Source organism: uncultured Sphingobacterium sp. (genome assembly GCF_964277905.1).
Lineage (GTDB): Bacteria > Bacteroidota > Bacteroidia > Sphingobacteriales > Sphingobacteriaceae > Sphingobacterium > Sphingobacterium siyangense.
Genome location: NZ_CAXYKD010000038.1, coordinates 185,856 through 210,063, shown reverse-complemented (window position 1 = coordinate 210,063; position 24,208 = coordinate 185,856). Strand labels below are relative to the sequence as shown.

At 41.7% G+C, this 24,208-nt stretch carries 12 protein-coding genes; 1 reads left to right on the top strand and 11 read right to left on the bottom strand.

Annotated elements, in window-relative coordinates; all coding sequences use genetic code 11:
- Nucleotides 1-155: 155 nt before the first annotated feature.
- From ACHWSC_RS17690 to ACHWSC_RS17660, 7 genes are all read right to left on the bottom strand, one after another.
- Nucleotides 156-1,640 carry an aryl-sulfate sulfotransferase gene (locus ACHWSC_RS17690; RefSeq protein ID WP_394677649.1) on the bottom strand — a complete coding sequence of 495 codons (1,485 nt, stop codon included), beginning with the start codon at nucleotides 1,638-1,640 and terminating at the stop codon, nucleotides 156-158.
- 72 nt (nucleotides 1,641-1,712) lie between these two features.
- Nucleotides 1,713-3,281 carry a RagB/SusD family nutrient uptake outer membrane protein gene (locus ACHWSC_RS17685; protein ID WP_394677648.1) on the bottom strand — a complete coding sequence of 523 codons (1,569 nt, stop codon included), beginning with the start codon at nucleotides 3,279-3,281 and terminating at the stop codon, nucleotides 1,713-1,715.
- A 26-nt stretch (nucleotides 3,282-3,307) separates the two neighbouring features.
- On the bottom strand, nucleotides 3,308-6,406 hold the full coding sequence (locus tag ACHWSC_RS17680; RefSeq protein WP_120336755.1) for a TonB-dependent receptor: 3,099 nt from the start codon (nucleotides 6,404-6,406) through the stop codon (nucleotides 3,308-3,310).
- Between the two features lie 4 nt (nucleotides 6,407-6,410).
- Nucleotides 6,411-7,448 carry a FecR family protein gene (locus ACHWSC_RS17675; protein ID WP_394677647.1) on the bottom strand — a complete coding sequence of 346 codons (1,038 nt, stop codon included), beginning with the start codon at nucleotides 7,446-7,448 and terminating at the stop codon, nucleotides 6,411-6,413.
- Nucleotides 7,449-7,514: 66 nt separating this feature from the next.
- Nucleotides 7,515-8,042, bottom strand: coding sequence for an RNA polymerase sigma factor (locus ACHWSC_RS17670; protein ID WP_075991636.1), 528 nt, complete (start codon nucleotides 8,040-8,042; stop codon nucleotides 7,515-7,517).
- A gap of 423 nt (nucleotides 8,043-8,465) precedes the next feature.
- Nucleotides 8,466-10,037, bottom strand: coding sequence for a RagB/SusD family nutrient uptake outer membrane protein (locus tag ACHWSC_RS17665; protein WP_394677646.1), 1,572 nt, complete (start codon nucleotides 10,035-10,037; stop codon nucleotides 8,466-8,468).
- Between the two features lie 184 nt (nucleotides 10,038-10,221).
- A complete protein-coding gene (locus ACHWSC_RS17660; protein WP_394677645.1) occupies nucleotides 10,222-13,206 on the bottom strand; it encodes a SusC/RagA family TonB-linked outer membrane protein in 2,985 nt (994 codons plus the stop codon).
- A gap of 434 nt (nucleotides 13,207-13,640) precedes the next feature.
- Between ACHWSC_RS17660 and ACHWSC_RS17655 the strand changes: the two genes are divergently transcribed.
- Complete coding sequence (locus ACHWSC_RS17655; protein ID WP_394677644.1) at nucleotides 13,641-17,597, top strand: two-component regulator propeller domain-containing protein; 3,957 nt, start codon at nucleotides 13,641-13,643, stop codon at nucleotides 17,595-17,597.
- A 224-nt stretch (nucleotides 17,598-17,821) separates the two neighbouring features.
- On the opposite strand, the gene ACHWSC_RS17650 is transcribed toward ACHWSC_RS17655, so the two are convergent.
- From ACHWSC_RS17650 to ACHWSC_RS17635, 4 genes are all read right to left on the bottom strand, one after another.
- Complete coding sequence (locus ACHWSC_RS17650) at nucleotides 17,822-19,147, bottom strand: MFS transporter (protein ID WP_394677643.1); 1,326 nt, start codon at nucleotides 19,145-19,147, stop codon at nucleotides 17,822-17,824.
- 100 nt (nucleotides 19,148-19,247) lie between these two features.
- Complete coding sequence (locus ACHWSC_RS17645) at nucleotides 19,248-21,557, bottom strand: family 65 glycosyl hydrolase domain-containing protein (RefSeq protein ID WP_394677642.1); 2,310 nt, start codon at nucleotides 21,555-21,557, stop codon at nucleotides 19,248-19,250.
- 108 nt (nucleotides 21,558-21,665) lie between these two features.
- Nucleotides 21,666-22,313, bottom strand: coding sequence for a beta-phosphoglucomutase (pgmB, locus tag ACHWSC_RS17640; protein ID WP_394677641.1), 648 nt, complete (start codon nucleotides 22,311-22,313; stop codon nucleotides 21,666-21,668).
- Between the two features lie 33 nt (nucleotides 22,314-22,346).
- Nucleotides 22,347-24,206 carry a glycoside hydrolase family 13 protein gene (locus tag ACHWSC_RS17635; protein WP_394677640.1) on the bottom strand — a complete coding sequence of 620 codons (1,860 nt, stop codon included), beginning with the start codon at nucleotides 24,204-24,206 and terminating at the stop codon, nucleotides 22,347-22,349.
- Nucleotides 24,207-24,208 lie beyond the last annotated feature (2 nt).

The window sequence follows — 24,208 nt, the reverse complement described above, 5'->3', positions numbered from 1 at the left end:
TATTTATTCAAAATATTTTTGTGTTTACCAAGCTTTTCCATAAGCCTGATACGATTTACAAGCTGCACTGATTCCCCCAACATGAGTCCGTAGTGCAGCTACTTTTATTGGTCAATAAGAGGACTAAAATTAAGTTTTATTCCTAACATCTTAACTTAGTTTTGCCTGTATTTATGCCAGGTTTCCTCAGGCACATAAATAGCGCGATATGGAATAAAATAAGCGTTTAATTCCCAAAGAACTTTCCCCATTTTATCCGTCACCAGTACACTACCTGTTTTCGAGCTAGTCTGCAGTAAATTACCATTATCCAGTTCATAGGCACTTCCCATTCTTGCTGTAAACTGCTTTTTCGGAATTGGGGCCGCATAAGCTACTGTTGCCGTTTTATTCTTTTGATCAAGCCTAAAAGCGATCGCCCGAGATTGCTTATTGGCTGTTGTGCTGTCACGCGGAGAAAAATCACCATTGTCAAAAAGCAACAGCTCACCAGTTTTTGTGATATGCGGTGCATGCTGGAAATAAAATAGTTCCTGGTCCTTTAATTTATAATCGCCACCCCTTCCCAATTTCCAGAGAATATCACCGGTTTTGGCATCAATTTTCCAAACCTGATTTTCAATTGGCGAAGAAGTCAAATAATTATTATCACGATCGAAGGAAATGGTATTAAAATGAAATCGGTCATGCTTCAGGCTGTCTAATTTTTTATCCTGCTGAATATCCCATTTTTCCCAAGGAGACCATTTCTTCAAGATATTACCTTTTATATCCATCGTCAAAATAGCATCACCCCAGAGGGTATCTTTTGGATGGTTGGGCCGATCGTCGATCCTAAAATCCCGCACGATACCGACAATATTATTGTTGTGATCCATCTGTACATCATGGTGCATGATGATCCCTTTTTTATCCAAGTCGATACGTGCTATTTCTTTACCTGTAAGATCAATTTCAACAAGTACAGTCCCACCGACAAATCCGATACGACCACTTCTTAAATAATAACTTGCATTGGTCGATTTCTTGCTTGGCTGATTGGGTTTGTTGAATTCATCTTTACTCGCTGGAGCCAATAAGGCAAGGATAGTACCCCTTGGGGTCAAAGAAGCAAGACGCACGCCCAGCTTTTCGTCCTGCCAATACCAACGAATCGTCCCCTTACCGTCCACCATAGCCATGTAGCCCGGAAATCCGCGATAACATAATAATACCATGCCATTACCTAGGGCCTTTTCATCATGAGGATGGTCGGCCTTGATCCAGTCGTGCACCATCCATGGCGATTGCGCTCTTGTTTTAAAAGATTGTTCGCTCGATTTTATGGGAATAATCCGGTCTATGATAACCCTAAATTTATAACTTGTATTTGGTTCAAGTGTCATTAACGGAATGTTATGCTGAACAGCAGCATTTGAAACAGTTGTTTTATAAGACTGTTTATCCCCCTCTTTCCAATACTCCACATACACGGCTTCTGCCTTATTTAGTTTCACCTGAATAGCAGCGTTGAGCGGCAAATTATTGGGTGAGCTCACCTCAATATTCTCAATGTCAACCTGATGTGCATAATAATAGTAAGCAGCAAATACCGCTATAGCTACCACAATCAGTGCAATAATTGCTTTAATTGGTTTCATCTGTAAATAATTTCAATTCCACTGGTCTATCAAACAAAGCGCATTACCGAATATAATGCGCTTTAGTTTGGGTTATTTAGGCAATCGCGATGGATTGGCCGTCGTCATTTCTTGATGCAAACGTGCTTCTTCCAATGGATAAGGGAAATAGCGCATGGCTTCAGTGACATTTTCTTTCAGTCCGCGGCCTTTCAAATAAGCATTGCTTACTTTTTCATAGCGGCCCAGGCGGATCAGATCCTGACGTCTTTTGTATTCAAAGACAAGCTCAAAACCACGTTCGTCAACAAGCGCATCGATCATTGCCTCTTTACTTGCAGGACTAGGGAAATCAGGATGCTTACCATATTCAGGTGCTCCAGCTCTCTTCCGGACTTCATTGATATAAGGCAATGCTGCAGCGGGTCCGTTTAGTGCATTTTCAATCTCAGCCTTGCACAAAATAACATCCGCCAAACGGAGAACCTGAATCGTCCGACCATCCAGATAGGAGTTATTGACCATATCATAAGAATACTTTTTCGTCGCAACATTTTGCAGGAATTTTACAGTATCACTTGGCGGAGTAGTCTGTCCTTTAGCAGGCAACATGTAAAAAAATCCATACTTTGTATTTTTGTCCCGTGCAGCCTTTCCGGTGTAATTATAATAGAAAAACTTTTTACGCGGATCGAGATCACTATATTTTCGCCAAAAATCAAGGGAAACACCATAGTACTGCCATCTATCCGGTACTTCAGGGTTGTCGGTCGGACCAAAGTGATTGGTAATCTCGCCTCCATTTAATGTAGGCTCATGCAAGATGCCAAATATCAGCCCCATATCCATTTTATTATTGTCGGACCACTCCTTCTTAAAATCTGGATTCAGCGTGTATACACCTTTATCACGTAACGCTAAAACCTGATCGATATACGTTTTTGCTTTTTCATAATTGTGCGAACGCATATACATCTTTCCCATTAAGGTCAACGCGGCACCTTTTGTAGCACGGCCAATGCCCAGTTCGTCCGACCATTTCTCCGGCAAGTTATCGATTGCATACTGACAATCTTCAGCAATCTGTGCATCAATTTTCTCTACAGCAACCAAGGGTTCATTGTAGCTTTCCGTCGGATTCTTGACTGTCGTTATCAGTGGTACCGGTCCCCAGGCATCTGTAAGATCCATATAAGATAATGACCGCAAGAACCTGGCCTGTGCGATAATTTTCTTCTTGCGATCGTCGGGCATAGTTACACTCTCAATACGATCAATCAACATATTGGCATTGCTGATCACCTGGTACATATTCTGATAATTAAATTTAAAATACCTGTTATTATCATCATAGGTAAAGTTGCTCATCCGTGTAGGATCACCTGCCGCTGTAGAAAAACCTATATCCGTTGCGTAATCGGTGATCATCACCAAATAACCCGCATAGTATAAATAGGCATCCCCCGGATAAGGCGATAAACTCGTATAGACACCCGTCAGGGCAGCATTGATATCACTCTCTGTTGAGTAGGCATTTTTTGTCGTCAGATCACTGTATAATTTAGGGTCCAGCTTGGTACAGCTATTCAAGCTGAGGCCCAATACAGCGGCCAAACCCGCCATTCCCAAGATATATTTTATATTATTTTTAAACGTCTTCATGTCATTTCTGATTTAGATATTAGCTATTAAAATGTTGCACTTACACCAAAAGTAAACGAGCGCATCGAAGGATATGAATTAAAATCCAGCCCCACCCCTGCATTGGCACTCTGATTATTTCCAGCTCTATTTTTAACCAGCGCATCATTTTCATATCCCTTGGTATCCACCTCAGGATCCCATCCAGAATAATTGCTAATCGTAAATAAGTTTTCCGCCATACCATATACCCGTATCGATTGAACCGCTTTTGTTTTCAATGGAATGGTATAACCCAGTGTCAGATTACGCAACCGCAAAAAAGAAGCATTCTCAATAAAATGGTCATTGATATAACCACCATAGTTCATGTAGTAGAATCCGTTTCTTGGAATATCCGTATTGGTGTTTGTCGGTGTCCATCGATTTAAAGCTTCTGTGGTACGTTTCCACTCCAGATTCATACGTGTCATATTGAGCAGATCGTTTCCGACATTTCCATAAATGAAGGCCGTCAGATCAAAGTTTTTATAAGCGAATGTATTGGTCATACCAAAATTGAACTTCGGATAACCACGACCGATGATCGTCCGGTCCGCTGAATTGATTGTACCATCGCCGTTCACATCCGCGAACTTTGGATCGCCGGGTTTCGAATTTGGCTGTGGCGCATAGTTTTCTCCTTGTTGAATAACTCCAAGGTATCTATAGCCAAATAAAGAGCCCAACGATTCACCAACACGAATAACCGAATAAGCTTCTTCAGAAACATTACCCATTGGTTTTGACGAAGTCAACAATTGTTCAGGCTCTCCACCCAAGCTTGACACCTTATTGCGGTTCATCGTTAAATTCAATTTTGTCTCCCAGGTAAACGCTCCGGTCATATTCTTACTGGTTACCGAAAACTCCAACCCTTTGTTATTCATCGTACCTAGATTGCGCTGTCCGGAGGTATATCCTGTGTAATAAGGCAATATACTCTTAATCAAAAGATCATTGGTTTTCTTATAATAGGCATCTACGGTAAAGGCTAATCGATTCTTAAAAAATGAAAAATCAAGTCCTACGTTATATTGCGTCGTGGATTCCCATTTTAATTTATCGTTTTCAGGATAAGTTGGGTTTTGTTTAACGCCACCCGAATTGGTCACACCATCAAACGTATAGTGCCCATTATCCATCAATCCATAAGAAGCATAATCCGCAACGCGATCATTACCCGTCTGTCCGTAACCCAACCTAAATTTTAGATCCGAAAATAACTGCTGCTCTTTCATGAAATCCTCATTGTTGACCTTCCATGCAAAAGCTGCTGAAGGAAAGGTTCCCCAACGATGGTTGGGACTAAAGCGCGATGATCCATCACGACGTAAGGTTGCAGTCAACAGGTACTTATCAGCATAGGCGTAATTTACCCGCCCGAAAAAAGAGATGACCAAGTTCTCTGCTTTAGCAGAATTTACTCCCGTAATACTAGAGGCCATTCCTAAATTATTGTATTCCAGCAGATCCGTTGAAAAACCTTTCACATTGATCCCCTTATTGTTGCGCACATATTTCTCATACGAATAGCCCCCCATCACACTCAAATTGTGTTTCTCATTAAACACCTTCGCATAGGTGGCATAAAAATCAATCAGGTTATGGGTTTCATTATAATCGGCCTGACTTGCCACACCATCATCTATCCCACCCTGATAAGAGTCTCTAGTCAGATAACTGCCCAATTGATCATGCGTTATTTCTGTTCCTGCATCCATGCGCAAAGTCAGTTCCTTGATCGGATTTACCTCAAGAAAAATATTTCCATTCAACTTGTCCCTTTGCACATCATTGATCCGTGACATCAGGTTGGCCAAGGGATTGTCACCCTGCCCCCCTGGAGGTCTTCCAAAACTACCGTCTGCATTGTAAACAGGTACCGTCGGATCATAGGTCAATATGCTGTACAAAACATTTGAATTCAGGATATTTCCGTCATACACCTGCATATTCGATTTTTCCCGTTGCGCGGATAGGCTCGCCCCAGTGCGGATATAATCGTTTACCTTTTGATCCACGTTGATACGTCCCGAAATTCGATTAAAGTCTGTCGTCTTCAAAACACCCTTTTGATCAAAATAACCTATGCTCGTCAACACTTTGGTTTTCTCACCACCTCCGGAAAACTGTAAATTATGGTTTTGCAAAATACCGTTCCGCATGGTCTCCTTTACCCAATCCGTATTGACATCAGACTCGAGCTGTGATTTGGTGTAGACTGCATATTCCTGATTTTCTTGCCCCTGAATCTCCTTATAAAGTGCATTAGCAAGATTCATATATTGCTTACCGTCGAGAAAGGTGAACGGTATAATCGGTTTCTGTGTTCCCACATAGCCACTATAGGTAATGTTGTTTTTATCCGTAAGACCACGTTTTGTGGTAATGATAATAACACCATTGGCACCTCTGGAACCGTAGATAGCCGTTGCCGAAGCATCCTTTAAGATATCCATGGAAGCAATATCATCAGGATTGATGTTGATTCCATTATTTGTTGGAAATCCATCGATCACATAGAGTGGGTCATTACTTCCACTAATCGAATTGGTTCCGCGAATCCGAATAGACGTGCTACCACCCGGGGCCTTTGAATTCTGGGTTACAACGACACCGGAAGCTTTACCCTGTAGGGCCTGACCTACATTGCTCACCGCTCCTCCTTTCGTTAGTTCGTTGCTGGAAAGCGATGCAATGGCACCTGTCAGATCGCTTTTCTTTTGTTTACCGTATCCGATCACGACAACATCTTCTAGCTGATTCACCTGATCCTCCAAAATAATGGAAAGAGTGGTGGCTCCATCAGCGGAAACCTGCACATTTCGTTCTACATAGCTTTGATACCCGATGTATGAAAAAGTCAGTTCATACCCCTTTCCATTCGGTACATCAGCAAAACGAAAACTCCCATCACTCGCACTCGAAGCTGCTGTTGAAAAACTGCTGCCGGGATTTTTCAAAATTATACTTACCCCTGCCAGCCGTTGCCCCGACGAGTTTTTGATTACACCATTTATTGTTCCCGCTAGACATCGAAAAGATAACAGTGTCAAGACAAGAAAAACAAAAAATGGTTTCTTGGTTAAGTTGAAATTTACCATGATTCTATTTTTTAGGTTTGAGTATATATGTATTATGTTGTTTTTCAAGAATAAACGGATTCACCTCAACAATCAACTGCAGAATAGACGCCGCAAGATCCGTTTTGTCTTTCAGGTCCATTGTTGGATTCTTGCTAAACCGCCCCTTTATCCGATAGTTTTTCACGATTAATGAATCATAGGATATAGGTACATCAAGCTCATGATTGATATATTGAATAATATCAGATACAGCGGTTTCTTCCAATTGGAGCCAATTGGCGCTCTGGTGAATTGTTGCCGGATTGCGGTATTGTTTTTCCGTCGCGGAAAGCATAAGCTGGGCTGGTAGACTTTCCCTCGCACTCATTTTTGGCGTACCTCTGAAATTTGAAACAAGCATCTTGTTCGCCCCGCCAAAATAAATCTGTTGGCCAGGTTTCAAAATATTTGTCTCTACTACGGACGGTTCTATAGATTCAACGCGAACTTTCCCCTCAAATAATCGGATCAAAACATGCTCAACTGCCGCATTATAATCCACAATGAATTCTGTTCCCAGCGCTGTGGTCATCAACGTGCCGCTTTCGACGATGAAAGGTTTTGAAGGATCCTTTGCTACTTTAAAATTGACTCTTCCACTGAATAGTTTAACCCGCCGAAAATCAAGATCCGGTTTTATACCTAGCTGAATCAGTGCACCGGGTTCCAAGGTTAAAATTGAATTGTCTGCTGCAATAATTTCTTTAGGCTGAGCAGAAGGGTTGTAGTAAATTTCATCAATGAAGCTTGCTGTTTGTATAGGTTTATCGGTTAATGTGCTCAAAAGATTGGATAAAACGAACAGGAAACCAAACAGAACAAATACAGTAATAATTCTCAACAGGCTATCGCCACCACCTTTTGACTTATTTTCCTGATTGATATAGGATACCCAATCATCTTCCGAAATGAGATCGTCCAATAATGTCGGATCGTCATTCAGCCAGGTGAACACAAGTTTCGCTTCCTCAGCAGAACATTCATTCGCCAGGAATTTATTTAATAAGGATTTGCGATTCATAACAGTTTCTATCCTTTTAGCGGGATAGGTATATAACTGTTATACGAATAGTGATGGGCTTGTCCCCTAAGACAACTTAAAAAATTTTTTAATAAATTTCAGGCCAATGCTAACGTGATTTTCTACAGTCTTCGGGGAGATGGACAATTTGACGGCAATTTCTTTATAACTCAATTCTTCAATTTTATGAAGATAAAACACCTGTTGCCGCATAAAAGGCATTTGTGTAATCAGCTCTTTTACGTATTCTAACTCTCCTTTATAGGCAATTTGTCGTTCAAGATCTTCATATTGGGTCAGTACAAATGGTTTCTCAAACGCTACATATTTTCTATTCAATGCACGCCGGCGCAATTCATCAATCAATTTTGTGCGCGCAATTTGGAAGAGCTGGGTACTGAATTGGATTTGCTGATTCGCATTATTTTTGCGTTCCCAAACAATTAAAAAAGTCTGTTGGACGACATCTTCAGCAAGATTCGAACATTGGGTCTTCTGATACAGAAAATAGTATAATTTCCTGTACCAATAACGATAAGCTAAAAAAAACTCTTTTTCGTTAGTAGGTGCCCGCTGTAGGATTTTATTAATCATAATCTACATTTAGATAGTCTTGTTTCAATGCTGTTATCCTTTTCACAAAGAATATCGAAATTGGTATCTGACAGAATTTCAATTTGATCCATCAAAATGACCCATGCTTTTTGGCTAGTTATCCACCTCTAAAGTGATTATTTTTTATCAAAAAAACAAGACAATATTTTTCAATAAAGCAATTGCTTCTATCTCTATTTTAAGCACCTTCTTTCCTAAAAGCTTTTTGGTCTCACAATAACCAACCGTCATGAAAGTAAACTGCTGGTTCTTTCTGGTCAAAAGAAACGAATTGTAAGAAACGACCTGTTTCAAAAAAAGAAGGTATTTAGCTGATAAGAGTAAGTTCCTATCAGCTAAATACCTTTCAAAATAAAACGAACTTCTTGAAGTTGCTTGTTTTACTGATGCTTATACAGCAAATTAATAACCCGTATTTTGCTTCAAATTTGGATTGACGGCAATCTGTTGGCTTGGGATTGGATAAACCAATGTTTTGGGATCGGCATCCGCAGCCTTTTCTTGCCAGGCCAATAAAAATTTACCAAAACGAATCAAATCCTGTCTTCTCCAGCCTTCCCAATATAACTCGCGAGCACGCTCATCCAATAAATTATCGAGCGTCAATGCCGTCAAGGTATTAACACCACGGTTCGTCCGAATAGTATTGACCAAACCGAGTGCCTCTGTTGCTGTTCCTGTTCCACCTCTCAGAATAGCCTCTGCTTGCATCAGCAATACGTCGGCATAACGAAATACAACCCAGTCGTTGTTTCGTTGACCAGTGACGGCATATTCAAAAGCATACTTCATTGGACGGATACCAGCTGTTTCTAGGGTTGCACCCGAGGTACGGATGGTCACTTCACGCGTAAAGACCAAAGGTGCATTCGCTGGGTTCCGCGCCATTAAAGGTTTGTTTGTACTCCAATTGTATTGCTGTCCAGCAAAAAAACCAACATTTTGACGTTTGAATTCTTTTGTTCTGTTAGAAGTCGTATCTGCTGGATAATTATAATAAATTCCCCTTCTTTCGTCGGTATCTGAAAATTTATCGTAATAGTCTGATAAGGTACACCAACCATTCCAACCCCCTGGATTCATATTATAGTGAGCAACCGTATTCCAAGTACGGTCCACATTTCCACCTCTATCTCCATTTTTATTGTATAAAGTGAAAATATTTTCGGTAGACTTCTCGTCGTTATCCGGCGCAAAATTATCAAAGTATTTGCCCTTCGCAGAAATAGTATAGGATCCCGAAGCGGTAATTTCTTTGGCTAAGGTCACTACCTTATTCATATCCTCGGCAGCAAAAGAAGGAGCTTGTCTATTTAAAAATGTTCCCTTATTCAAATAAATCTTCATCAATAATGCTTTCGCCGCATTTTTATTAGCTACATATGCCGCTCTCGGCCCGTTTGCAGGCAAACTCGCTATAATTTCGTTGAGATCCTTCACCATATAGTCAATAGCCGCCTGTGGCTGTAACACCTCTGGTGCGATTCTAAAATCTTCAAAAGAGGCTCCTTCCCGAACGGGTACTACGCCATAGAGATCCAACATATCAAACATGACCAACGCACGAATAAACTTCGCTTCAGCGCCTTGTTGCGCACTCGGATTGTACCGCAACACATTGCCTGCATTATAGATGGCAGTACCCAAACTGACAAAAGTATTGTTCATGTAGCCATTATCTGCATTCCAGGTATGTAAATGGATCGCACGATGCATACCATTATCATCCCAGTCACCACCCCGTGTAGGGGCCATGGCTGCGTCCGTTGATATTTCCTGCATCACCCAGCGCTGTTCCTGCTGATAAGGGGTATTCAATGAATTGTAAGCTGTGATCAACAAGCTTCCAGGGTCCACATTGGATGTCCCTTCCTCTAATTCTCCTTTAAATTCCTCCTTTAGTTTAGTACAAGAAAATGTACTTGTTACAATGGAGCCAATTATTCCGATATATAATAAAGTTCTTAATTTCATCTTTTTCATCCGTCTAAATTTGATTATTTATTCATCCATTTTGACTGTAAGGCATTCATACTGCCTTTGGTGTTTCATTCGTAATGAGGCGATCAGATTTATTCATTTTTATTCATTCACTAATACGTTTAAATCCATCGTGATGCTCTCCTCTTTTTATTATCTAATGATCTACAGTATACGCTTAAAGTGAGAAGTTAACCCCCAATAGGATATTTCTTGCCGGTGGATAGGGTAAATATTCGATACCCAACGAAGGAATACCATTTGTTGCACCATCTGTATTCACCTCAGGATCAAATCCTGTATACTTCGTGATGATGAAAAGATTCTGTCCAGTAAGGGATACATTTAAATTCTTAAGTGTTCTACCTACATTTCCAACACGATAGCTTAAAGTAAGATTGGCCATTTTTAGATAATCACCTTTTTCAAGGAATCGCGTCGAAGGCGCAGCCGAATTGGAAGTAGACTCTTTTACAGCTGTATTAAAGAATGCTGAACCGATATTACGTGATGATAGATTACTCAATCCCAAAGTTGTCGCTGCCGTATTATTGAATAGATAATGTCCAAAAGCACCATTCATATTGGCAGCCAAAGAAAACTGTTTGTAATTTACGTTGGTAGAAATACCCAATAAAGTCGTCGGATTTGGACTGTGCATATAGAATTTATTAATTGCAGGGTCGTTGGCCGTACTGATACTACCATCCTGTCCGCGATACATGCTCATGCCTGTCTGCGGATCAATACCTTGGTAATCGGCCAGGTACCAAACATTCAATGGTTGCCCATTTACCATACGTTGTCCCAATACACCCGAAAAACCTTGTCCACGCAATGCCCCTGTTTCGTAATAGCCCACTAGACCGCTTACACTGTTTTTCAGGAAAGTTGCATTACCTGTCAAATCCCAAGTCCAATTGTCATTTTTAATAATTGTACCGGTCAACGCGACCTCTACCCCTTTATTGACAATCTCGCCATCCAAATTCACCCAGATACGCCCTGCTGGAGCTGGCTGTGCAAGAGTTTGCTCAAATAGTGCATCTGTGGTCTTTTTATTAAAATAATCAATGGATCCATACAGACGGTTACCCCAAATTCCAAAATCAATACCTGCATTGATCGTGGTCGAAGTCTCCCATTTCAAATCAGGATTACCATAGTTTGCCTGGCTTACACTTTGGTTACCAAAAACCAGTCTATTTAACGATGCCCCCGATGGAAATTCTTGGTTACCTGTTTTTCCCCAGCCTACCCTTACTTTCAACTGATCAAAAATACCGGTAGATTTCAAAAACTCTTCCTGATTCACATTCCAGGCAACGGCCAATGAAGGAAACATGGCATATTTGTTGTTTGAACCAAATTTCGTTGAGCCGTCCCTTCTTACTGTTGCAGTCAATAAATAGCGATCCAAGTAATTGAATCCGCCACGCAAGAAAAGTGATTGCAATTGGTTGGTTGGACTTCTATACGACGATATTTCACGCGTGGAAACAGGTGTATATTGTAGATAGTCAAAATAATCTACTCCCATGTAACGAAATCCACCGCCAAAGGAAATGTTGTTGTTGTAGTTATAATCCAAATACTCGTAACCTGCTACCGCATTGACACTCCAATCTGAATTGATTTGTTTATTGTAAGAGAGCATATGCGTCATTTGCAAGTTCGTTTCTCCGTTATTGGAAATAAAGGCCTGCTCATTGTTCACAGCTGAAGGATCAATAAGTCCTGCGCGGTACATACCTTCACGGTTTCCAGTTTGTCGCATCGCACTATAGATAAAGCGATATTCCAAATCGTCTGTAATTTTATAGTATGGCGCCAAGTTGATTACCATGGTATTTGTTGTCGCCAAATCTTTAAAGGCGTCAATACTTGTCAATGGGTTTCGCGTAGTTGAACTGACAAAGGTTAAATTGCCTTGATCGTCCCGTAATGGTCGTGTCGGATTCCATTGTAACGCTTGAGAAATCACATTTCCTTCCGAACCTACCATCGCATTGATCGGTGCGTATTTATTATCCATTTGCGTCAAAAAGACTGCAAAATCCAATCCCAATCGTTTGTTTTCCAGAAAACGGAAATTCCCGTTAAAATTGGCTGTGTATTTCTTCAGCTGTGATCCACGAATAATACCGTTTTGGTTTAAATATCCACCTGAAAGGCGATACTTACCATACTCAGTTCCGCCAGCTACATCAGCATAGTAATTTTGCGTGATCGCTTTTCTTGTGATCGCTTTAAAGGCATCCTCATTGCCACCGAAATCAGCATTTGCGACTTCAGATGGTGTATAATATTTCAACGCTTCTCTAAATCGAGCAGCATCTAACACATCCGGATATTCCCGCATGGTCGAAACTCCTGCTGAGGCTCCTACAGAAACCTCGGGCTGCCCTACTTTACCTCTTTTCGTCGAAATAATGACAACGCCATTTGCCCCACGTGAACCATAAATTGCTGTAGCCGATGCATCTTTAAGGATGTCCATACTAGCAATATCACCCGGATTCAAGTAAGTCAAAGGATTTCCTCTGTCGGAAGAAAAGCCTCCTCTTCCTTCGGGCAAAGGCGAATTACCCGACATAGGCACACCATCCAGCACAAATAATGGGTTGTTACTGGCGCGGATCGATGAGTTTCCACGGATACGTACTGTGGTTGATCCGCCAGGTTGCCCCGTATTATTAATCACCATAACCCCTGGTGTCTTTCCTTGTATTAATTGATCGGGACTCGTCATGATCCCCTTATTGAAGTTCTTCGCTCCAATAGTGACCATAGACCCCGTTAGATCTTTTTTACGGGCGGTACCATAACCGATCACAACGACCTCATCTAGGCCCTGACCGGCACTAGGTTCCAGCGCTACGGTGATATCGTTTCCCACAATGGGTACTTCTTTTAAAGTATATCCAATAAAGGATACTTCCAGCGTTTTGGCTTCACTGGGAACAGTAAATGTAAAGGAACCTTCCGTGTCTGTTGTTGTAGCCGCGGTTCCCCCTTTTACCTTAATTGTAGCTCCTGCCAATGGACCTTGAGTCTCATCTACAACCTTTCCCTTCAAGACTTTCGTCTGGGCAACTACAATAAAAGATACAAGCAAAAATGTAAGCGTCATTACGCATTGTGCAAGTAGTTTATTTTTCATACGCTTTTTGATTGGTGGTTTAATTGATTTTTATATCGTGCATCTAGGATACACAAATGATACTAAGTGATTTTTAATCGTATTTTTTAGGCTCCAAAGCCCTTTTGAAAGGCGTATAGCCTTCCCCAATAATGGCAAAGACGTAGCGCTCGGTATCAAGGCCTTTAAAGCCAAAATTCAAAACCAAAGCATCGTGAACATCATGTCTCACATGTAAAAACAAAAACCTAACAAACTGAAAAACAAGGACACAGGACTTACCTGTCATAATTCTAGGGCGAAACATACGTTTATATTTGGTTATTATTGTTTTATAAAAATGCGTAAATCCTTGTAGCTAGTCCAATCAGAGCGTCTCAATTTTATATCAAAGCGTATCAGTAAAACTCTTTTTTATCTTTTAATTGACTATTTTTAGTTCAACGTAATCAGTTTTGAAAAGAATAACCACCATACTCCTTTTATATATCTTGCTAGCATGTATTAACGTGCAGGCACAATCGATCTATTTTAAAAATTATCAAACCCACGACGGTCTCTCCAATAGCACGGTCAAATGTATTACACAGGATGTTCAGGGTTTTCTATGGTTAGGGACAAGGAATGGTCTCAATCGCTTTGATGGCAATCAATTTAAGATATTTAGACACAATGCTTCAGACTCTACAAGTATCGGAAGTTCGTCCATTTTAAGTATTCTCACAGACAGCAAAGGAATACTATGGGTGGGAACCACACGCGGTACCTATTGTTACGATCCTATTAAAGAAAATTTTACACCATTCAGGGGAGTACCAATCGGTGAAGTAAATGCCATACACGAATACGCCGGTTTTATCTGGCTGCTTTCGAACGGAAAACTTTATCGCTATAATTCTTATACAACAGAAATAATTCCATTTGATCAGAACAAAAATACCATTGTAGCGATTACCAGCAGCAAGAAAGGCGGGTTGTGGACAACGGACAATAACAGTACCATACAACGGTACCAGGTAAATACGAGCAAATTTGTCGAAGTTGACCTTAAAAAGATCGATCGAAAAGCATTGGCAAATACAAAAACCGTTTACGCCATCAATGATTCCCTATTGATGGTTGGGACAATCAATTCGGCTTATTTGTTTGATTTCAAAAATGGCCGGTTAAAAAATCTATTTGCAAATCGTTACCCCAATAAAGTCATCCAGGCAAACTGTATTATTCAACAGACGGAGTCGATATACTGGATCGGAACAGAAACTGGAATATATACCTATGATATTCATACAGGTCAGAGCCAGCACATCAAAAAAGATCTGCTCAATCCATTTGCCATATCTGACAATGCTGTCCTGAATTTCTATCGGGACCGTGAAGACAATATCTGGTTTGGAACATTTTTCGGCGGCTTTAACCAATACAGCAACCAATTCGACAATTTCAAAAAGTATCTATCCGGATTCGGAAAATCGGCCCTATCAGGCAATATTGTACACGATATCAAAAAAGATCGCTATGGAAATTTCTGGATAGGAACAGAAGATGGTGGCCTGAACAAAATTGATGCTCAAACACAACAGATTCAGCACTTCCTTGCCAATGGAAAAAAGGGAAGTATAGCGCATAACAATGTTCATGGCCTGGCAACAATTGGTGACGATCTTTGGGTAGGCTCCACAACACATGGACTAGACATTCTCGACGTAAAAACCGGAAAACTAAAAAAACACTATGATCGTATCGGCAAAGGCCCCTTACAAAGCAGCTTTGCCGTATGCCTCTATAAGTCTAAAGACAACAGCATGTTTGTCGGGACAGACCGCGCACTATACCGCTACAACAAAAATAGTGACAGTTTTGACCTCCTTCCAATTACCGCATGGATACAAGGCATTTATGAAGATCAATATGGTATACTCTGGATCAACACCTACGGTAGCGGGGTCTACCAATATAACCGCAGTTCGGGAGAAATTCAGCACCTGTTATCCGAACAAGGTAAACAAAATACACTCGTCAATAATTACGTCAACGGTCTATTTGAAGACAGCAAAAATAACTTGTGGTTTTGCACCGAAAGCGGCCTCTCAAAATACCGTCGTGATGGGCACTTCACCAATTATCTGACCGAATCCGGTTTACCTTCCAATCAGGTATTCAAGGTCCTGGAAGATGACAACAGGAGCATCTGGATATCTACCGGTGGTGGACTGGTCAGACTGGATGAAGGTGTCCCGCGTAGGGTCATCTATACATCGAGAGACGGGCTTCCCGCAGATCAGTTTAATTATAATTCGGCTTATAAAGATAGCGATGGAACTTTATATTTCGGGACGATTAAAGGAATGGTTAGCTTCAACCCCACAAAATCCATTAAGAACAGCTTTATTCCACCTATATTCATCAGCGGCATTCAGATTAACAATGTGAGCGTACCGGTTCGTGAAAATGGCATACTGAAAGAATCCATCTCCCTATCAGAAGAGATCCAACTGACCTACGACAATTCCAATATTAGCTTCAATATCGCCGCCTTGAGCTTTGTTTCCCCAAAGAGCAATCCTTATCGTTATATCATGGAAGGTTACGATAAAGACTGGACCGATATTACAGGCAATCAAAAAATCTATTACAATAAACTTCCTCCGGGCACTTATACGTTTAAGTTCAGAGGTGCAAATAACAACAGCGTCTGGAATCCGGATGAAAAAAAACTACTCATCATCGTTTCGCCACCCTGGTGGCAGTCAAGTTGGGCATACTTACTTTATTTTTTGAGCTTCGGCACCATTGCATTGCTCGTATTACGGTATTACTTTCTCCTTATAAAGGCCAACAATGCCCAAAAGATGGATAGTTATGAACGAAAAAAAGAACAGGAAATATATAACCTCAAGCTGGAATTCTTCACCAACCTGGCCCACGAAATTCGTACGCCACTCACGCTGATCAAAATGCCCCTTGAGAAAATAATCAATAATCATAAATTTACCGATCGCGACACAGCCAAAGACCTTGCTCTGATTGAAAAAAACACGGCACGATTAATTCGCCTCACCAACCAATTACTGGATTTTAGAAAAGCAGAAACCAACAATATGAGCCTTATTTTTACTAAAACGGATATTAATGCCCTCCTATCCGAAGTATTTCACGATTTAAATTATCTCGCAAAAGATAAACAGCTGCACTATGACCTCAGTCTCCCGCGTATCAGTCTCACGGCTTATGTGGATGAGGAAGCCCTTCGAAAAATCTTTACCAACCTGATTCACAACGCCATCAAATATGCGGATCAAGAAGTCTATGTCAAACTCCTCCCTTTTAATAGCGATGATATTATGTTCAATATCGAGTTTAAGAATGATGGCGAGCTCATTCCTTTTGAGAAAAGAGAGAAAATATTTGAACCATTTTATCGCTTAAATGAATCCGATAAAGATACGGGGACGGGAATTGGTCTTCCTTTGTCCCGCTCCTTGGTCGAATTACACCAAGGAAACTTATCCCTTGTACATCTGGAAGAAAACCGGAATATATTCCTGCTATCGATCCCAATTTTTCAGGAACAATCGCTCGACATCAAATCTTTTCAGGAAGATAACGACGATCAGGTATTGCATGATAGATCCGATGAACAGGAGGAAGAAAAGCCGGTGATTCTGCTCGTCGAGGATAATAAAGAAATACTGGCCTACCTCAATAAAGAATTGAAAACCAGCTACACTGTTATACGGGCAGGGAACGGTGCTGAGGCCCTCGAAATATTAGACCAAGAGAATGTACAACTTGTACTAACAGATATTATGATGCCCATTATGGATGGTCTGGCGCTATGCAAACGCATCAAAACAGATATTCTGTATAGCCATATTCCCGTTATTTTTCTAACGGCAAAAAATGCGCTGGATTCAAAAATTCAGGGATTAAAAAATGGTGCCGATGCCTATATCGAAAAACCTTTTTCGCTTGAATTCCTCATGGTACAGATACGCAACATCCTCAAAAACCGTAAAATTATCAAGAATTACCTGACCAATTCTTCCAATTCCAACTTAATGGATATTAACGTTTCAGCACCCGACAAAGATTTTATCAGTCAGCTGAATACGGTTATTTATGAGAATATTTCAACGATAGATCTCAATGTGGATGAACTGGCCAAATTGATGCATATGAGCCGTCCAACCCTTTACCGTAAAATCAAAGGACTCTCCGACCTCACACCCAATGAATTGATCAATATTTCACGGTTGAAAAAGGCGGCAGAACTACTCACCCAAAAAGAATATAACATCACCCAGGTATCAACGATGGTCGGTTATACCGTACAATCCAATTTTTCAAGGGACTTTCATAAGCACTATGGCATGTCGCCAAGCAGCTATATTCTTGAAAACAGCAAGTGATGAACACCAACTTTAGTACCAGGAAAAAGATTATTCCAATGGCGTAAAAACTGTTCCCGAGATGCCGAAAGAATATCGGCACTGATAAAGAAAGAAATCACCCCGAGGTAAAGAAAGAATAGGAGACAAATACAAGGAGCTAAAAAATCTTATTGAAAGACGCTAGTGAAGAAAAAAACGTAGACGTAGCGGGTTTAGCCTACGTCTACGATAATGGTATGCACTTAATTCTTACGCTTTGGAACAAAGAATGCCGCCAGCAACATAAATATGCCGGCCAACAACAAGCCGTAAATGGATTGGCTATGAAAAAAATATTTGATGATCATTCCGCCAAAAAATCCACACACAATCTGAGGTAGGGTAATGAAAAAATTAAATAGCCCCATATAAACGCCCATTTTACCCGTAGGCAAATGATCGCTCAAAATTGCATAAGGCATTGCCAAAATGCTTCCCCAAGCGATACCAATACCGATCATAGGAAGAATCAGTAGATTGGCATCTTTGATCAGAAATAATGAAATTAATGAAAGTCCACCAATGGAAAGCCCAAGAGCATGCGTTTTTCCACGCCCAAAATGTTTAGCTATCCGCGGAATAAACAAGGCATACAAGGCTGAGACTCCATTGTAAATGCCAAAAAGCACACCTACCCAATTGGCAGCCTCCATATAAAGATCCTGCCGATTTCCTTCCCGCAGGTAAAAAACCGAATCAGCAATAGCAGGAGTTGTATACACCCACATCATAAAAAGGGCAAACCAGGAGAAAAACTGGACCCAGCCCAATTTGCGCATGATCACTGGCATCTTACCGATATCACTAAAGATAGAACGCAAACCAAACTTTGGTGCCACATCCTGTTCAATAGCAACCGCATCCGAAAAAGTCTGAAGCGCTGTTGGTGAGTACTCTTTTGTTTTGAACACAGACCATAACACCGTTAGAAGCAGGACAAAACCGCCTACATAAAAGGAGTAGATAACATTACTCGGTACCTGCCCGGCTTCAGAAGTCCCTGCTACATGAAAATACTTCGTCAGCATAAAGGGAAGTAGCGAGCCAAGGACAGCGCCAATCCCGATTAAAAAGGTCTGTACCGAGAAGCCCAAACTCCGCTGACTGCTCGGCAGATTATCACCGATCAGCGCCCGAAAGGGCTCCATCGTCACATTGATGGAAGCATCCATAAACATCAATAAGCCTGCACCGATCCAAAGTGGCGCCAATAATGTTGTCATTAATGCCGCATTGGGCATTAAAAATAAAGTCAGGGTAGTCAACAGTGCCCCCACCAAAATATAAGGTCGCCGCCGGCCCAATCTATTCCAGGTTCGATCACTATAATGGCCTATAATTGGCTGTACAATCATCCCCGTAATCGGAGCAGCAAGCCAAAAAAGTGAAAGATGCTCCACATCAGCACCAAATGTTTGGAGAATACGGGAGGCGTTGCCATTTTGCAGAGCAAAACCCATTTGTATCCCCAGAAATCCAAAACTCATATTGATGACCTGGCTAATGCTTAATTCAGGTTTATTTCCCATAATAGGCTATCAAAATTTAACACAAAATACAATTTAATTACCATTTACCCCCTATTTTCAGCAGCATAAGATAGGTTCTTTCACTGCTGAAAACTGAGGTTTATCTCAGCTGAAGCACCTGTTTTTTGCTTTGCCCAGGCAGCACGAAAGCTTCGGTTACCGTCTGGATATGGACTGCAGTATCACTGACATTTTCGATCGTATAGCCATCGGCATCTACTGCAATCAGTAAAGTCGCTCCACGAAATAACACCCGGAATTTATATCCTTCCCATTCTTTGGGCAACATCGGATTTAAATAGAATTGCCCGTCCTTAATCCGCATTCCTGCGAAGCCCTCTACGATTGTCATCCAGGTACCCGCCATCGACGTAATATGTAAACCGTCTTCGGTATCGTTATTATAATCGTCCAGATCCAAACGTGAGGTGCGCAGATAGAATTCATACGCTTTTTCCGGCTTGTTCAATTTAGCGGCCAATATCGCATGTACGCAGGGAGAGAGCGAACTTTCATGCACCGTAAAAGGCTCATAGAATTCATAATGTCGACCTAGGGTCTCCAGGTCAAATTGATCCTCAAGGAAGTAAAAACCTTGCAATACATCGGCCTGTTTGATATAACAGGAACGCAGAATCCTATCCCAACTCCAATGCTGGTTAATAGGACGATGCGATGGATCAAGTTCTGCCACAGGTATCAGCTCTTTGTCCAAAAAGCCATCTTGCTGCAAATATACATTCCGTTGCGCATCGAAAGGATAATACATGTTATCGACAATGTGCTGCCATTTTTGTTGTTCTTCCGACGCTACGGCCAACTTCGCTTTCAGTACGTCAGCATTCCCGTCGCTCCGCTGAGCCAGCTTTTTTAAACAGTCCAGTGTATATTGCAGACACCATGAAGCAATACGGTTGGTGTACCAGTTATTGTTTACGTTGTTTTCATACTCGTTTGGTCCCGTCACGCCCAACATAACATACTGCTGGCGATCGGCACTCCAATTGACACGCTGTGCCCAGAAACGGCTTATCGCAACCAAAACCTCCAATCCATGTGACCAGATATAATCCTGATCTCCGGTGTAACGGACATAGTTATAGATTGCAAATGCTATGGCTCCATTGCGATGAATCTCCTCAAATGTTATCTCCCATTCATTATGGCATTCCTCACCATTAATCGTAACCATGGGATAGAGTGCTGCGCCCAGATTAAAGCCGAGTTTAGCCGCATTTTCGATTGCCTTTTCCAATTGCTGATGACGATAAATCAACAAATTACGGGCAATCTTTGGTGACTGTGTTGCCAGGTAAAATGGAATACAATATGCTTCGGTATCCCAATACGTGACACCACCATATTTTTCACCTGTAAAACCTTTAGGGCCAATATTGAGGCGCTCATCTTCGCCGGTATAAGTCTGGTTAAGCTGGAAAATATTGTAGCGTATTGCCTGCTGTGCTGCGACATCACCACTAATTTCAATATCACTTTCTGCCCAGATCGCTTGCCAGGCTGCTGCCTGTTGAGCCTTTAACTGCTCATAACTCAGCACATTCAATTGGCGTAGATTAGCCGAAGCAGCCTCTTTTAGCTGAGCCGGCAGGTGATTCTGCGAGGTGACAATGGCAACCCGCTTCTCAACACGACAAATTTGAGATTCGGCAAGATCCGTCTGATAGATCTCCGTCATACAGCCCGGACTTGGGAGTGTATCTTGCACTTCCACAACCGCTGTTGGACCTGTTACGCTTGTTGTAAGCATGGCATATACCTCAAACCCCGTTTTCTTGGTGCGCGCCACCACAAAGGTATTTTCACCATCTCTACCCTGCGCTGTACTTTCCCAAAATTGCTCGTCATAGTTACTATCACGGTTAACGACTTCAGCATCTAACTGCGACCTGATCTCCAATGCAATTGGACCAGAAAGTGCCTGGATGTTGTACTGCAATGAAGCTGTTTCGGAAGCAAACAGATGATACATCCGGCTTGCTTCTACCTTAAGCTGTGCTCCGTCTGGCATTTCCACGGCAAAACTGCGGTATAAAACGCCATGCTGCATATCCAGTCGGCGTTCAAAAGATTTGACCGTAACCTTGTTCAGATCCAGCACCTGCCCATTGACCAGAATATCCAGGCCTATCCAATCGATGGAATTGATGACCTTGGCAAAATATTCCGGATACCCATTTTTCCACCAGCCTACGCGTGTTTTGTCCGGATAATAAATACCGGCCAAATACGACCCTTGCAAGGATTTCCCGCTGAATTCTTCTTCAAAATTAGCCCTCTGCCCCATCCGACCATTACCAATAGCGAAGATACTTTCCGAAAATTCATTATGTTCGGGGCGAAATGTATCTTCGATAATTTGCCAAGGGTTATGTTTGATATATGTTTTCATCTTTTTATTTTTTTCACTGCATGCTCAGAATCGAAGGCAAATAAATGATTGCCCTATTTACCGATACCATCTACATCATGCTTTCCGCTATTGAATTTCTCCTAAATTTTAAAATTTATCGACTAAGATCCCTAAATCTGCCACGACCAAATCCGCTCCCTTGAGATGTTCCTCCAGGCCTATACCTATTACCTGCATACCGGCGGCCCGTGCTGCATCAATTCCCGCCTGCGCATCTTCCAACACTAGGCAATGGGCCGGCGCAATCTCCAGCACCTCGGCCCCCTTAAGGAAAACTTCCGGGTTGGGTTTAGAAAGCTGCACTACATTACCATCGATCATCGCATCGAAATAGGGTATAATTCCGGTTTTTTCAAGGATACCCATTGCATTCTTACTGGCTGAACCAAGTCCAATCTTAATTCCTTTTTGCTGTAGTCTTTTTAAAAGTTCCAAACTACCGTAAAGCAGGTGTTCAGGGTTCAGCTGCTCAATCAACTCCAGGTACCATTGGTTTTTAAGCACCAGTAAATCCGCTTTTTCAGCTTCGGACTTTTCCACCCCGGCCCATTTTAAAATAAGCTCCAGGGATTCGATCCGGCTGACACCTTTCAGCTGCTCATTGTCAACAATGGAAAACGAATAGCCCAAGTCTTCGGCCAATCTATGCCAAGCTTGAAAATGGTAGATTGCCGTATCCACCAACACACCGTCCAAATCAAATATTACGGCTTTTACAGTAGTATAATTAATCATTGAAAAATGAATTCTATAGAATTTTAAATTGTATTAAAACTTAAGCTCCAGCACTTTAGTCTCATAAGCTTCCAGTTTCAAGGTATTGTCAGCTGGAGTGGTTTCCTTTTTTTGGATAATATCAACATAGGATTTCACCTTGCTGTTTCTCTCCTTAAAACGATCCAGTTTGATCTCTTTCGCCGAATCGTTGCAATTCATTACAACCATAACCGTCTCTTGTTCATTGTAGCGGAAATACACATACACGCCATCTTCGGGCACATACTGCATCGTTTTACCAGTTTGTAATACAGCATGTTGTTTACGATAATTGGCTAGCGTTTGAACAAAAGTCCACATATCTTGCTCTGCTTTAGTCCTTCCGTCTGCGGTAAACTTATTCAGTTTGTCACCCGCGAAACCACCTTGAAAGTCTTCCCGTAGCAAGCCATCTGGATTGGAGAAATTCTTCATCAGAATTTCCGCCCCGTAGTACAATTGTGGGATGCCCCTTGTTGTCATAAGCCAAGCCATTGCCGATTTATATTTCTGCACATTTTCACCGACAACGGAGAAAAAACGATCTTTATCGTGGTTATCCAAAAAAAGCACATTTTGCTCGGGATGTGGGTACAGAAAGTCTGAAGCGAGGGTTGAATACAATTTATTGGCTCCTGCGGTCCATTCTGTCTTTTGGTTGAGTGCATCACCTATGGCATAATTAAGCTGAAAATCCGTGACACCCATCAGCTTGGAATCGACCTCCTGGCCAACTCGTTTTCCACCCAGAAAATAGGCCTGGTTCCCCACACCATGTACCCATGTTTCACCAAAAAAGGTGAATTTTGGATACTCCCGCAGAATGCGATCTGTCCATTTGGCCATAAAATCAAGATCATTGTACGGATAGGTATCGATTCGGAATCCATCTATTGCCGCGGTCTCTATCCACCAGATATGGCTTTGGGTCAGATAATTTTGAACGTATGGGTTTTGTTCGTTCATATCGGGCATTGTGGGAACAAACCAGCCTTTGACCATTTTCTTTTTGTCATCTGCCGAGGCATAAGGATCAAAAACTGTCTGGTCTTTGTAAGATGTCTGCGTATAGGTAGGCCATTCATTGAGCCAGTCGGCCATGGGCTTGTCTTTTACCGTCCAATGATAACTTCCGATATGATTGGGTACCACATCAAAAATCAGTTTCATCTGACGTTTATGCAGCTGTTCACCCAATTGCACATAAGTATTGTTGCTACCAAAACGGGGATCAATATGATAGGTTTCGGTGTTGGCATAACCATGATATGAAGCCTGGGGCATGTCATTGGTCAACACAGGAGTCAGCCACAAGGATGTCACCCCAAGATCTTGTAGGTAATCCAGCTTTCCGATAATACCTTCCAGATCACCGCCATGACGCAGATACATCGAGTCTCGGTTTAAACTCATATCCAACATGCCTTTCACCTGATCATTTCCTTTGTTTCCATTGGCAAAACGATCGGGCATAATCAGGTAGATCAAATCAGCACTGTTCACACCCTGTGCTTTTATTTTTTGATCCCTTTGCTTCAACTCATAACGATAGGTTAGTTTTTTCTTTCCCTGGCTAAAGGTAAAAGTTGACCATCCTGGTTTGGCCGAAGCAGCCACCTTGACATCCAAAAACAGGTAGTTGGGATTTTCTACGCGATTGACTTTGACAAGTTCTATCCCTTTATCCTCCACCTGTACCTCGCTTTTCCCTATCTGAGGTCCATAGACAACAAGCTGCAAAGTCGGATTTTCCATTCCTACCCACCAGTTTAGGGGTTCTACACGTTGGATGGATTGCCCCATTAGGGGGCTCCATCCAAGCACCGTTAGTGCCACGAATACTGTGGTAATCTTTTTATTTCGTTTAAACATCG

Coding starts and splice junctions, on each gene's coding strand:
- ACHWSC_RS17665 (WP_394677646.1), bottom strand. CDS start 10,037: ATGAAATTAAGAACTTTATTATATATCGGAATAATTGGCTCCATTGTA.
- ACHWSC_RS17660 (WP_394677645.1), bottom strand. CDS start 13,206: ATGAAAAATAAACTACTTGCACAATGCGTAATGACGCTTACATTTTTG.
- ACHWSC_RS17635 (WP_394677640.1), bottom strand. CDS start 24,206: ATGTTTAAACGAAATAAAAAGATTACCACAGTATTCGTGGCACTAACG.
- ACHWSC_RS17650 (WP_394677643.1), bottom strand. CDS start 19,147: ATGGGAAATAAACCTGAATTAAGCATTAGCCAGGTCATCAATATGAGT.
- ACHWSC_RS17690 (WP_394677649.1), bottom strand. CDS start 1,640: ATGAAACCAATTAAAGCAATTATTGCACTGATTGTGGTAGCTATAGCG.
- ACHWSC_RS17685 (WP_394677648.1), bottom strand. CDS start 3,281: ATGAAGACGTTTAAAAATAATATAAAATATATCTTGGGAATGGCGGGT.
- pgmB (WP_394677641.1), bottom strand. CDS start 22,313: ATGATTAATTATACTACTGTAAAAGCCGTAATATTTGATTTGGACGGT.
- ACHWSC_RS17670 (WP_075991636.1), bottom strand. CDS start 8,042: ATGATTAATAAAATCCTACAGCGGGCACCTACTAACGAAAAAGAGTTT.
- ACHWSC_RS17680 (WP_120336755.1), bottom strand. CDS start 6,406: ATGGTAAATTTCAACTTAACCAAGAAACCATTTTTTGTTTTTCTTGTC.
- ACHWSC_RS17675 (WP_394677647.1), bottom strand. CDS start 7,448: ATGAATCGCAAATCCTTATTAAATAAATTCCTGGCGAATGAATGTTCT.
- ACHWSC_RS17645 (WP_394677642.1), bottom strand. CDS start 21,557: ATGAAAACATATATCAAACATAACCCTTGGCAAATTATCGAAGATACA.